A 12,506-nucleotide genomic window follows, 5' to 3' on the forward strand; every position below is an offset into this window, starting at 1 on the left:
AAGAACCCCGACAACGAGCGCACGCAACCCATCACCACCCGCAAAAAAAAGGCGCATCTTCCGATGCGCCCAATTTCCCTTCGCGGGGAATGTCGAACCGATCGTCAGCCGCCCAGGTAAGCCTTGCGGACTTGATCGTTGACCAGCAAATTGGCGCCCGTGTCCTGCAGCACGACACGGCCGTTCTCCAGCACGTAGCCGCGATCGGCCACGCCCAGCGCCTTGTTCGCGTTCTGCTCCACCAGGAACACCGTCACGCCCTGTTCGCGGATCTCGCGGATGATGTCGAAGATCTGCGCGATCACCAGCGGGGCCAGGCCCAGCGTGGGCTCGTCCAGCAGCAGCAGGCGCGGACGCGTCATCAACGCGCGGCCGATGGCCAGCATCTGCTGTTCACCGCCCGACATCAGGCCGGCGCGTTGCGCAGAACGCTCTTTCAAGCGCGGGAACAAACCATAGACGTGCTCGATGCCCGCCTCGATCTCCGCCCGCTTCAAAAAGAAGCCGCCCATCATCAGGTTTTCGGCAACCGTCAGGTCCTTGAAGACACGGCGCCCTTCCGGCGAAATGGCGATGCCATTGCGCATGATATGGTGCGTGTCCTTGTGGGTGATGTCCTCGCCTTCGAACGAGATCTTGCCTTCGCGCGCCCGGGGGTTGCCGCAGACCGTCATCAGCAGCGTCGTCTTGCCGGCGCCGTTGGCCCCGATCAAGGTCACGATTTCGCCTTTATTGACGTCTACCGACACGCCGTTCAGCGCCTGGATGGCGCCGTAATAGGTGTGTATGTTTTCCAGCTTAAGCATCATTCCTCCCCCAGATACGCTTTGATGACGCGCTCGTCGTTGCGCACCTGCTCGGGGGTGCCGGTCGTGATGGGCTTACCGTGCTCCATGACGAGGATACGGTCGGAAATGCCCATGATCAGGCTCATGTCGTGCTCGATCAGCAGCACCGCGACGCCGAACTCGCGCCGCAACTGGTCGATGAGCGATTGCAGATCGCGTTTTTCCTGGGGGTTCAGGCCCGCGGCCGGCTCATCCAGCATCAAGAGGCGCGGCTTGGTGATCATGCAACGCGCGATTTCCAGCCGGCGCTGGTGGCCGTATGCCAGGTTGCCCGCTTCGCGGTTGGCGAATTCGCGCAGGCCCATGAAATCCAGCCACTGCGCCGCGCGCGACAGCGCATCGGTTTCGGACTGGCGATAGCCCTTGAGCTTCAACAGGCCCGGCAGCAGCCGCGATTCCACCTGGGTGTGTTGCGCCACCAGCAGGTTTTCAAGCACGGTCAGCTGCTTGAACAGGCGCACGTTCTGGAACGTGCGCACCAGACCGTGACGGGCCACCTTGTGGCTGGGCAGGCCGGTGATCGGCTTGCCGTCCATGATGATGTCGCCCGCGGTCGGCGCATAGAAACCGCCGACGCAATTGAACACGGTGGTCTTGCCGGCGCCGTTGGGGCCGATGATCGCGAAGACCTCGTCGGATTTGACTTCGAACGCCACGCTGTCGACGGCCAGCAGGCCGCCGAATCGCATGGTGAGTCCGGATACTTTCAGCAATGCCTCGCTCATTTAGACAGCTCCACGTGGGGACGCTTCATGGGCAACAACCCCTGCGGACGCCACATCATCATCAACACCATCACCAGACCGAACATCAACATCCGGTACTCGGCGAATTCACGCGCCAGTTCAGGCAGCACCGTCAGCAGGACGGCCGCCAGGATCACGCCCACCTGTGAGCCCATCCCGCCGAGCACCACAATGGCCAGGATCAGCGCGGATTCGATGAAGGTGAAGGATTCCGGGTTCACCATGCCTTGGCGCGCGGCGAAGAACGCGCCGCCGAAACCGGCGAAGGTCGCGCCCAGCGTGAACGCGGACAGCTTGATGCGCGTGGGGTTCAACCCCAGCGAACGGCACGCGATCTCGTCTTCGCGCAACGCTTCCCAGGCACGGCCGACCGGCATGCGGATCAGGCGCGTCGAGACGAACAGGGTGATCAACGCCAGCAGCAGCGCCATCATGTACAGATAGATCACCATGTGCTGGTTCTGGAACGTCAGGCCGAAGAAATCATGGAATGTCGTGCCCCCTTCCGTACTGGCGCGGCGCGTCATTTCCAGGCCGAAGACCGTGGGCTTCGGAATCCCCGAGATGCCGTCCGGACCGCCGGTCAGCGTGTTCAGGTTGATCAGCAGCAGGCGGATCATTTCACCGAACCCGAGCGTCACGATGGCCAGGTAGTCGCCCCGCAGCCGCAGCACCGGGAAGCCCAGCACGAAGCCAAACAAGGCCGCCATCGCGCCCGAGAACGGCAACGCCTCCCAGAAGCTCCAGCCGCCCCAGTGGTACAGCAAGGCGTAGGTGTAGGCGCCCACGGCGTAGAAGCCAACGAAGCCCAGGTCCAGCAGCCCGGCGAAGCCCACCACGATGTTCAGGCCCAGGCCCAGCATCACGTAGATCAGCACCAGCGTCGCGATGTCGACCGAGCTGCGCCCCGCGAAGAACGGCCAGACGACCGCGATCGCCAGAAGCAGCAGCGCCAGTCCCTTGTGGCTTTTGGCGGGCGCCGACGGCAGGGTCGGCAGCGCCGTCTTGAGCTTCTTGAACGGCAACGCGATCCACGGGCGCAACATCTGGAAGGCAAACACGACGGCCGCGGCAAGCGCCACCAGCCCCCAGTGCGATTCCATCGACGTGCGCGCGCCCTGCCGGATCAGTTGCAGACCGAACACCGGCGTGACGATGACCGCCGTCAGCACGGCCGCCATCGTGGCGTTTTTAAGATTGTTTTTCGACATCAGACTTTTTCCACCTCAGGTTTGCCCAGCAGCCCGGTGGGACGGAACAGCAGAATCAGGACCAGCAGCGAGAACGCCACGATGTCCTTGTACTGTGACGAGATATACGCGGCCGCGAAGGTTTCGGCCAGGCCCAGCAGCACGCCGCCCAGCATGGCGCCGGGGATGCTGCCGATGCCGCCCAGCACCGCTGCCGTGAAGGCCTTGATGCCGGCCAGGAAGCCGATGAAGGGATTGAGTTTGCCGATGGTGATGGCGATCAGCACGCCGCCCACCGCCGCCAGGATCGCGCCCATCACGAACGTGAAGGAAATCACGCGGTTGGTGTCGATGCCCAGCAGATTGGCCATGTGCATGTCCTGCGAGCAGGCGCGCGAGGCGCGTCCCATGCGCGAATACTTGATGAACAGCGTCAGGCCGATCATCAGCAGGACCGTCACGACGATGATCATGATGCGCGAGTAAGGCACCGTCACGTCGAAATCGGTTCCCATGTGGAACTGCACGGCGCCCGACACCAGCGAAGGCACGGCCATGTCGCGTGCGCCTTGGCCCAGCGCGACCCAGTTCTGCAGGAAGATCGACATGCCGATCGCGGAGATCAGCGCCACCAGACGGGGGCTGCCGCGCACGGGCCGGTAGGCCACGCGTTCGACGGAAAAGCCGTAGATGCCGGTCACGGTGATCGCGACAAGCAGCATGGCGGCGATGATGAACGGTACCGGCAAACCGCTATTGGTGCCGATGGACGTCAAGGTGACCAGGCCGACATAGGCGCCGATCATATAGATTTCGCCGTGGGCGAAGTTGATCATACCGATGATGCCGTAGACCATTGTGTAGCCGATGGCAATCAACGCATAGATCGCGCCCAGGGACAATCCATTGAAGAATTGCTGGGTAAGTTGGGGTATGAGGTCGGACATATTTCTCTTGCTCCAAATGGTTCCGGCCCCGGTAGCGAGACCCGGAGCCGGAAACCTGGGCGTATTTTATAAGGGCCTGCCGTCAGCGCATGCCGGCCGCACAGCGCTTTTGGCGCATCGCTACGCGGATTACGGCACAACGAGGACGGCAGGCCCTACACGCCGGCACCGTGCCGGCGGGATCGCGAGTTTACAGCTGGGTCTTCTTTCCGTTCTTGTCCCATTTGTAAACGGCGAATTCGAAGTTCTTCAAATCGCCCTTGGCATCGTATTCGACCTTGCCGATGCCCGTGTTGAACGTGGTCTTGTGCATGTAGTCCGCGACCTTGGCGGGATCTTCGCCCACGGCGTTGATGCTGTCGGCCAGGATCTGCACGGCGGCGTAAGCCGGCATCTGGAAGGCGCCGTCCGGATCGCGCTTGGCGTCCTTGAAGGCCTTCACGATGCTCTCGTTGCCGGGCAGCTTGGTGAAGTCGGCCGGCAACGTGACGAGCAAGCCGTCGATGGCCGGGCCGGCAATGGCCACCAGATCCTGGTTGGCCGTGCCTTCCGGGCCCATGAACTGGACCTTCAGGCCCTGCTCGCGCGCCTGGCGCAGCAGCAGGCCGAGTTCGGGGTGGTAGCCGCCGAAATAGACCAGGTCCACGCCCGCGGACTTCAGTTTGGTGATGATGGCCGAGTAGTCGCTGTCGCCGACGTTGATGCCTTCGAACATGGCGACGTTCACGCCTTCCTTGCCCAGGGAATCCTTGACCTGGGTGGCCACGCCCGAACCGTAGGTCTGCTTGTCATGCAGCACGGCGACCTTCTGCGGCTTCAGCGTCTTGGCGATGTAGGCAGCGGCGTACGGGCCTTGCTGGTCGTCGCGACCGATCGTGCGGAAGAAATAATGCGGCTTGATGGTGTCGGTCACCAGCGGCGACGTGGCGCCCGGGGTGATGCCGACAATGCCCTCTTCCTCGTAGACCTTCACGGCGGCGACCGTCACGCCCGAGCACGCATGGGCCACGGCGAACTTGGCGCCGGAATTGACCACCCGGTTGGCGGCGGGCACGGCCTGCTTGGGTTCGCAGCCGTCGTCGATCAGGATCGGTTCAAGCTTCTTGCCCTTTACGCCGCCCTTGGCGTTGATGGTCTCGATGGCGGTCAAGGCGCCGGCCTGGATCTGGTCGCCATATTGCGTGTTGGGACCGGTCATGGGCTGGGGAATGCCGATCTTGATCGTGTCGGCGGCGTGCGCGGCGCCAGCCAAGGCAAGTGCCCCAAGCGCCATGGCTACCGGGGTAAGGCGATTCAGAAACTTCATGCGGAGTTCTCCAGCGAGGTTTTGAGCGGCTCTGATCGAAACGGTTTATCGGGTGGGTTCCCCGCAATCCGTATCGCGCGTCGCCGGCTTCTTGGGCAAAAACACGGTGTGGGCGGTATTCTGGAAGCAAGCCGCCATACTGTCACTGCGTGTAATCCCCAATATTTTCCCGCCAACCTTTAATCGTGACGGATCAGCGTGACAAGCCCATGAATTCACTGGGTAAATCGCAAATCCGCCTTAGTTATCCACTGGCACCAAACAAGGATTTGTGCCTGGCGCGTTATATGAAAAATCATTAATACGCTGTTCGAATTCGAATTTAAATACAGTACTTACGCAGGCCTTACGGATAATGATTATCCGGTTAATAAAAAAGCGCGCATCCGGCGGGTCGATCCGCCGTGATGCGCGCTTTTTCTGCGCCCCTCTTTTTGCGCCTTTCCCGTGCCGCGGTCAGGCGTTGGCCGGCTTGGCCAGGTTCCACATCAGCGCCCGGAAAGGCGCCAGCATGCTGATATTGACCACCAGCTTGATCGCCAGGTCGCCCATCATCCACGTCGTCCACGGCGCACCGGTGGCCGCGAACGCCACGCTGAAGAACACCGCGGTGTCCAGAACCGCACCCAGCACGCCCGACACCAGCGGCGCGCGCCACCAGCGCTGGTCCCGCAGACGGTCGAACACCTGGATGTCGACCAGTTGCGCGCAGATGTAGGCCAAGCCCGAGGCCAGCGCGATGCGTGGCGACGCCACCCAGAACGACACCACCAGCGCCGCGGCGAAACCGAACCAGACCACGCGGCGCGCGGCGCCCGGGCCAAAGCGGCGGTTCAGCACATCGGTCACCAGGAAAGCCACCGGATACGACAGCCCGCCCCAGGTCAGCCAGTCGTTCAGCGGCACCTGGACCAGGATGTTGGAGCCCACCACCACCAGCAGCATGCACAGCACGGCGATGCCGAACTGCAGGCGGCTCATGGGAGGAAAGCGCCGGCTTGCCACGTTCATTTGCCGAACTCCTCGGCCAGCTCGCGAGAACGGCGCGCGGCGGCGGCCATGGCGTCTTCCACGATGCCCGCGAATCCGGCGTCGCCGAACGCGGCCAGGGCCGCGGCCGTGGTGCCGCCCTTGGACGTGACGCGCTCGCGCAGCACCGACAAGGGTTCAGAGGACTCGGCCGCCAGCTTCGTCGCGCCCGCCAAGGTGCCCAGCGCCAATTGCTTGGCCTGCGCTTCGGTCAGCCCGACTTTCAAGCCGCCCGCCACCAGCGCTTCCAGGAACAGGAACACATAAGCCGGGCCGCTGCCCGACAGCGCGGTCACGCCGTCCAGCGCCGCGTCGTCGGCCACCCAGACCACCTGCCCCACGCTCGCCAGCAACGTGGCGGCCAGTTCACGGTCGGCTTCACCTACGCCATCCAGCGCGGCCAGGCCGGTGATGCCCGCGCCCACGAGCGCCGGCGTATTCGGCATGCAGCGCACCAGGCGGTTGAACGGCGCACCGGGCGTGCCCAGCCAGTCCGCCAGCGTGTCGGCCCGGATTCCCGCCGCAACGCTTACCACCAAGGTGTCGTCCTGCAACCACTGACGCGTAGAAGCCACAACGTCTTTCATGTTCTGTGGCTTGACTGCGAACACCCATACGCGACACCGCGCCAGGGCCTCGCCAGGGGCGCTCGCGGTAGTCATGCCGCGGGCCTGCCAGGCGGCGTGGCCGTCCTGGTTTATGTCAATGACATGGATGTTCCCGGCGGGGCATACTTTGCCAGCCAGCCCGGAAGCCAACGCAGCCGCCATATTGCCGCCGCCAATGAACGCAATCGAAAGTTCGTTTTTCATAGCCGAGCATTGTAAACGGTCGGCTTCGTTGGGGAAAAAAAAGAAAATGTTCGTTCGCGCCCAAAACGCGCAATTTGACAGGCGTTTAGAGTGATGTGAAAGTCACGGTTTTGTCACAAACAATTCATAAGGTGTCGTGTTTTCTGCGCTCGGACAACCCGGTCGCAACACGCCCAACTGGAGGAAACCTCACCATGCGATCCCATCGTATTGCTTTAACCTTCGCCGCCATCATGACGGCATTCGCAGGCGCCTCCGCGCATGCCGCCACCGAGATCCAATTCTGGCACTCGATGGAAGGCGCCCTGGGCGACCGCGTCAACGGTCTGGTGGACGAATTCAACAAGAAGAACCCTGACTACCAGGTCAAGGCGATCTACAAGGGCAACTACGGTGAGTCCATGAACGCCGGCATCGCCGCGTTCCGCGCCGGCAATGCCCCGGACATCCTCCAGGTGTTCGAAGTCGGCACCGCCACCATGATGTACGCCAAGGGCGCCATCAAGCCGGTGCAGCAGATGTCCGAAGAAGTCGGCAACCCGATCGATCCGAAGGAATTCATCGGCGCGGTCGCGGGCTACTACTCGTCGGCCGACGGCAAGCTGGTGTCGATGCCCTTCAACAGCTCGACCGTGGTCTTCTACTACAACAAGGACGCCTTCAAGAAGGCCGGCCTTGATGCCGACAATCCGCCCAAGACCTGGGAAGAGCTGGCTGCCGCCGGCCAGAAGCTGAAGGCCGCCGGCCAGGAATGCGGCTACACGACCTCGTGGCCGTCGTGGGTCCAGCTGGAAACGTTCTCGGCCTGGCACAACGTGCCGTACGCCACCAAGGACAACGGTTTCGGCGGCCTGGACGCCCGCATCGCGATCAACACCCCGCTGCACGTGCGCCACCTGGAAAACCTGGCCAAGCTGGGCAAGGAAGGCATCTTCATGTACGGCGGCCGCGGCGACGAGCCGAACTCGCTGTTCATCAGCGGCAAGTGCGCCATGATCACCGGTTCTTCCGGCCTGCGCGCCAACATCGCCAAGAACGCCAAGTTCGAATTCGGCACCTCGACCGTGCCCTACTACGCCGACGTGCAAGGCGCCCCGCAGAACACCATCATCGGCGGCGCTTCGCTGTGGGTCTTCGCCAACAAGAAGCCGGAAACCTACAAGGGCGTGACCGCGTTCTTCAAGTTCCTGGCCAGCCCGGAAATCGCCGCCCGCTGGCACCAGCAGACCGGTTATGTGCCGGTCACCAAGGCAGCCTACGAACTGACCAAGAAAGACGGCTTCTATGACAAGAACCCGGGCACCGAAGTCGGCGTGAAGCAGCTGAACGTGGAAACCACCGCGCAATCGCGTGGCCTGCGCCTGGGCTTCCTGCCGCAGATCCGTGAAATCGAAGACGCTGAAATCGAACGCATCGTGTCCGGCAAGGTCGCAGCCAAGGACGGCGCCGAGAACATCGTCAAGCGCGGCAACGAGTTGCTGGAGAAGTTCGAGAAGAGTGTAAAGTAGCGCCCTTTCCGGGACGCCGCCCGGTGCATGTCGACTAGCATTTCCCATGCAGTGACAAGTACTTAGCGGCCAGACCGGTTGCAAGCGCAAGGCTTAAAGCCCTGGTTTTTTTAGGGCTTTAAGCCTATCGTATTTTTATGAAAGCGGTTTCAAGCGGCGGTTAATCCAACCGCCGCTTTTCTGTACCTTGGGTTCCCCCTATGGAAAAACGCGTTGTATTCGGGCATAAGACCTTGCCCTACCTGCTGCTTCTGCCGCAGCTGATCATTACCGTGGTCTTCTTCTTCCTGCCTGCCGGACAAGCCATGTGGCAGTCCATGCGGCTGGAAGATGCTTTCGGCCTGTCGTCCGAGTTCGTCGGATTCGACAACTTCATGGAACTGTTCTCGCAACAGGCCTACCTTGATTCGTTCCGCGTCACCGCCGTGTTCTCGGTGCTGGTGGCGGTGGTGGGTCTTGGCGTGTCCTTGCTGCTGGCCGTCATGGCCGACCGTGTGATCCGCGGCGCAGGACTCTACAAGACGCTCCTGATCTGGCCCTACGCCGTGGCGCCTGCCGTCGTCGGCGTGCTGTGGCTGTTCATGTTCTCCCCTTCCGTCGGCATCCTGGCGGTCGCGTTGCGCAAATCCGGCGTGGACTGGAACCCCCGGCTGGACGGCAATCAGGCCATGATGCTGGTGCTGGTCGCCGCCGTCTGGAAGCAGATCTCGTACAACTTCCTGTTCTTCCTGGCCGGCCTGCAATCGATTCCGCGCTCGCTCATCGAAGCCGCCGCGATCGACGGCGCCAGCCCGGCCCGCCGGTTCTGGAGCATCGTGTTCCCGCTGCTGTCGCCCACCACGTTCTTCCTGCTGGTGGTCAACATCATCTATGCCTTCTTCGACACCTTTGCGGTCGTGGACACCACCACGCAAGGCGGTCCCGGCACGTCGACCTCGATCCTGGTCTACAAGGTGTACAGCGACGGCTTCCGCGGCCTGGACCTCGGTTCGTCCGCCGCCCAGTCCGTGATCCTGATGTTCATTGTGGTTGCCTTGACGGTCGTACAGTTCCGCTACGTCGACCGCAAAGTGCAGTACTGATTTTGTTCGAGGCTAATAACAATGGTTGAACGCCGTCCCTGGCTGGATATTCTGGCCCACGTCATTCTGCTCTGCGGCGTGGCGATGGTGGCATTTCCGCTCTACATCACTTTCGTTGCGTCTACCCAGACCGCGCAGGAAGTGGCGCAAGCGCCGATGTCGCTGATCCCCGGTCCGCACTTTGTCGATAACTACATGCAGGCCCTGTTCGGCGGCTCGTCCGGCGGTTCGTCGGGCGCGCCCGTCGGCCGCATGATGTACGTCAGCTTGATCATGGCGCTGTCGATTTCCATCGGCAAGATCGCGATCTCGCTGTTGTCGGCGTTCGCGGTCGTGTACTTCCGCTTTCCCGGCCGCATGTTCTTCTTCTGGATGATCTTCGTCACGCTCATGCTGCCCGTCGAAGTCCGGATCGCGCCCACCTACAAGGTGGTGGCGGACCTGGGCCTGCTCAACAGCTATGCCGGCCTGACGCTGCCGCTGATCGCCTCGGCGACGGCCACGTTCCTGTTCCGCCAGTTCTTCCTGACGGTGCCCGACGAGCTGATCGAAGCCGCACGCATCGACGGCGCCGGCCCGGTGCGGTTCTTCTTCGACGTGCTGCTGCCGCTGTCCAAGACCAGCATTGCCGCCCTGTTCGTGATCCAGTTCATCTATGGCTGGAACCAATACCTGTGGCCGCTGCTCGTCACCACCCAGGAAGACATGTACCCCGTCGTCATCGGCATCAAGCGGATGATCAGCGGCGGCGACAGCGTCACCGAATGGAACATCACCATGGCCACCGCCATGCTTGCCATGATTCCGCCCGCGCTCGTCGTCATCCTGATGCAGAAATGGTTCGTCAAGGGTCTGGTCGACACTGAAAAGTGACGCTTGCCCATCCGCACCCACCCGAACACGACTCCGAACACGAATAAACATGGCTACTCTCAGCTTCCGCAACGTCAAGAAAACCTATGCCGGCAACGTGCCGGTCATCCATGGCATCGACATGGATGTCAAAGACGGTGAATTCATCGTCATCGTCGGCCCCTCGGGCTGCGGCAAATCCACGCTGATGCGCATGGTTGCCGGCCTGGAATCCGTCACCAGCGGCGACATCGTGATTGACGACAAGGTCGTCAACTCCCTGGAACCTGCCGAACGCGACATCGCGATGGTCTTTCAGAACTACGCGCTCTACCCGCACATGACCGTGTTTGAAAACATGGCCTACGGCTTGAAGATCCGCAAGTTCTCCAAGGAAGAGATCAAGAAGCGCGTGGACATCGCCGCGCAGATCCTGGAACTGGGCCATCTGCTGGATCGCCGCCCCCGCGCGCTTTCCGGCGGCCAGCGCCAGCGCGTCGCCATGGGCCGCGCCATCGTGCGCGAACCCAAGGTGTTCCTGTTCGACGAACCCTTGTCGAACCTGGACGCCAAGCTGCGCGTGGCGATGCGCCTGGAAATCATGAAGCTTCACCGGCGCCTGGGCACGACCAGCCTGTACGTGACGCACGATCAGGTCGAAGCCATGACGCTGGCCCACCGCATGATCGTCATGTACCAGGGCGTGCCCGAGCAGATCGGCACGCCGATGGAAGTGTTCGAGAAGCCCGCCTCGACGTTTGTCGCCGGCTTCATCGGATCTCCCCCGATGAACCTGATGGAAGTGCAGGTCTCCGGCGACGGCACCGTGCAGACGACCGACGGCACGGCGCTTGAGATTTCGCCGCTGCAAGTGCCCACGCAGGTGCGCGGCCGCAAGATCATCATGGGCATGCGCCCCGAACACATGCTGCTGAACACGCAAGGCGTGCCGGCGGAAGTCGAGATGGTCGAAACGCTGGGCTCCGAGCAACTGGTCCACTGCCGCTGCGGCAAGACCATGCTGGTCGTGCGCTGCACCACCCGCCAATTGTCCGAGTCGTCCGCCAAGGTGGGCGACCGCGTCAACGTGGGCCCGGACGGCCGCCACCCGTTGCACTGGTTCGAAGCCGACTCCGGCCGCCGCGTCCAAGACCTGTAAACCGCCGCGCGGCCCCGGGAGGGGGCGCGTTGCCTGTGGCGCTGCGCCCCTTCCAGAAACCGCCCTGTTACCCGGGGCGGTTTTTTTTCCGCGCTAGTACGTGTACGTCACCATCGTCCCGATGGTGTATTGGTTGCGCTCTTTGACGATGGGGCTGTCGGCCGCATCGCCGAAAAGCCGCCGCGCCTCTGCCGCGACAGACCAGGACCAGGATTCGCTGACCGGCAACGTCCAGGTGGCGCCCAGACCAACGCTTTCCAGGCCGCCCTTCGGGTTGTAGCGGCGATAGCCGGATTTCGCAGATTGGCGGTCGCTGACGCCATACCATGTGCGCATGTAGTTGCCGTCGCCCAGCGTGCCGCTCAAGGCCAGCGACACCGAGCCCGCCGACCCTTCATACACCGTCGTGCTCGCGCCCAGATTGAACATCGTGTAAGCGCTGCCCACATCGCGGTCGTCGCCCTTCTTGAATGCATGCGCCACGGTCGCCGACAACACCACGGGTCCCAGCATCGTCTCGGCGTCCATGCCGATCTGCGCCCGGCTCTTGATGTCGCCCATGCCACGCAGCTTGTCCGACCCCTGAAAGCCCTTCTTGTGGTCCTTGCGCGACGCGCTGGGCGCCACGTAGAAGCGGAACGTGCTGTCCAGCGCCCGAGTCTCCCAGCCTAATCCGTGATCGGTGCCCAGGAAAAAGCCGTTGGGACTGCGCACGCCCAAGCCCACGATGGGCAGGGCCGAGCTCTCGTCGCTGCCGCTGTACCGCGGCGCATAGCCCACGCCTGCCGTGCCGTAGAACGTCCATTGGCCTTCCGGGCGATCCTCGCCGGTCACCACCGTCAAGCCCCGGGAGCTTGCCCCCCGCTGCCCGTAGACCGAACCGCCGTCCGCGACCGAGATATCGGCGGCGACCGCCGGCAGTCCCGGCGCGGCGGCCAGCAGACTGGCGACGACAACGCGGCGCGCAACGAAAGACAAAGGGAAGAATCGCTTCATAAACAGCATCCAGGAAACGAGGTTGACGAAC

Annotated in this window: 12 protein-coding genes; 4 read left to right on the forward strand and 8 right to left on the reverse strand. The window is 62.7% G+C overall.

Features of this window, described 5'->3' with window-relative positions:
* Positions 1 to 104: 104 nt before the first annotated feature.
* From A9973_RS07855 to proC, 7 genes are all read right to left on the reverse strand, one after another.
* Positions 105 to 806 carry an ABC transporter ATP-binding protein gene (locus tag A9973_RS07855; protein WP_183013229.1) on the reverse strand — a complete coding sequence of 234 codons (702 nt, stop codon included), beginning with the start codon at positions 804 to 806 and terminating at the stop codon, positions 105 to 107.
* Complete coding sequence (gene livG, locus A9973_RS07860; protein ID WP_006222166.1) at positions 806 to 1,573, reverse strand: high-affinity branched-chain amino acid ABC transporter ATP-binding protein LivG; 768 nt, start codon at positions 1,571 to 1,573, stop codon at positions 806 to 808. The genes A9973_RS07855 and livG overlap by 1 nt, the downstream gene beginning before the upstream one ends.
* Complete coding sequence (locus A9973_RS07865; protein ID WP_183013230.1) at positions 1,570 to 2,805, reverse strand: high-affinity branched-chain amino acid ABC transporter permease LivM; 1,236 nt, start codon at positions 2,803 to 2,805, stop codon at positions 1,570 to 1,572. Before A9973_RS07865 ends, livG begins: the two co-directional genes overlap by 4 nt.
* Complete coding sequence (livH, locus tag A9973_RS07870) at positions 2,805 to 3,731, reverse strand: high-affinity branched-chain amino acid ABC transporter permease LivH (RefSeq protein ID WP_183013231.1); 927 nt, start codon at positions 3,729 to 3,731, stop codon at positions 2,805 to 2,807. Before livH ends, A9973_RS07865 begins: the two co-directional genes overlap by 1 nt.
* A gap of 190 nt (positions 3,732 to 3,921) precedes the next feature.
* Positions 3,922 to 5,037, reverse strand: a complete 1,116-nt coding sequence (locus A9973_RS07875; RefSeq protein WP_183013232.1) for a high-affinity branched-chain amino acid ABC transporter substrate-binding protein — start codon at positions 5,035 to 5,037, stop codon at positions 3,922 to 3,924.
* 456 nt (positions 5,038 to 5,493) lie between these two features.
* Positions 5,494 to 6,048, reverse strand: coding sequence for a queuosine precursor transporter (locus tag A9973_RS07880; protein WP_183013233.1), 555 nt, complete (start codon positions 6,046 to 6,048; stop codon positions 5,494 to 5,496).
* On the reverse strand, positions 6,045 to 6,878 hold the full coding sequence (proC, locus tag A9973_RS07885) for a pyrroline-5-carboxylate reductase (RefSeq protein WP_183013234.1): 834 nt from the start codon (positions 6,876 to 6,878) through the stop codon (positions 6,045 to 6,047). The genes A9973_RS07880 and proC overlap by 4 nt, the downstream gene beginning before the upstream one ends.
* Positions 6,879 to 7,072: 194 nt before the next feature.
* Here proC and ugpB point away from each other — a divergent pair, with 194 nt between their 5' ends.
* The 4 genes from ugpB (at position 7,073) to A9973_RS07905 (ending at position 11,479) form a co-directional block, all read left to right on the forward strand.
* On the forward strand, positions 7,073 to 8,386 hold the full coding sequence (gene ugpB / locus A9973_RS07890; RefSeq protein ID WP_006222172.1) for a sn-glycerol-3-phosphate ABC transporter substrate-binding protein UgpB: 1,314 nt from the start codon (positions 7,073 to 7,075) through the stop codon (positions 8,384 to 8,386).
* A gap of 200 nt (positions 8,387 to 8,586) precedes the next feature.
* On the forward strand, positions 8,587 to 9,468 hold the full coding sequence (gene ugpA / locus A9973_RS07895) for a sn-glycerol-3-phosphate ABC transporter permease UgpA (RefSeq protein WP_183013235.1): 882 nt from the start codon (positions 8,587 to 8,589) through the stop codon (positions 9,466 to 9,468).
* A gap of 21 nt (positions 9,469 to 9,489) precedes the next feature.
* A complete protein-coding gene (ugpE, locus tag A9973_RS07900) occupies positions 9,490 to 10,341 on the forward strand; it encodes a sn-glycerol-3-phosphate ABC transporter permease UgpE (RefSeq protein WP_006222173.1) in 852 nt (283 codons plus the stop codon).
* 49 nt (positions 10,342 to 10,390) lie between these two features.
* Positions 10,391 to 11,479: a sn-glycerol-3-phosphate import ATP-binding protein UgpC gene (locus A9973_RS07905; RefSeq protein WP_183013236.1), complete on the forward strand. Its 1,089-nt coding sequence runs from the start codon at positions 10,391 to 10,393 to the stop codon at positions 11,477 to 11,479.
* A gap of 93 nt (positions 11,480 to 11,572) precedes the next feature.
* On the opposite strand, the gene A9973_RS07910 is transcribed toward A9973_RS07905, so the two are convergent.
* Positions 11,573 to 12,475 carry a MipA/OmpV family protein gene (locus A9973_RS07910; RefSeq protein WP_255469086.1) on the reverse strand — a complete coding sequence of 301 codons (903 nt, stop codon included), beginning with the start codon at positions 12,473 to 12,475 and terminating at the stop codon, positions 11,573 to 11,575.
* Between the last annotated feature and the right edge of the window lie 31 nt (positions 12,476 to 12,506).

It is taken from the genome of Achromobacter sp. UMC46, assembly GCF_014170335.1.
GTDB lineage: Bacteria > Pseudomonadota > Gammaproteobacteria > Burkholderiales > Burkholderiaceae_B > Achromobacter.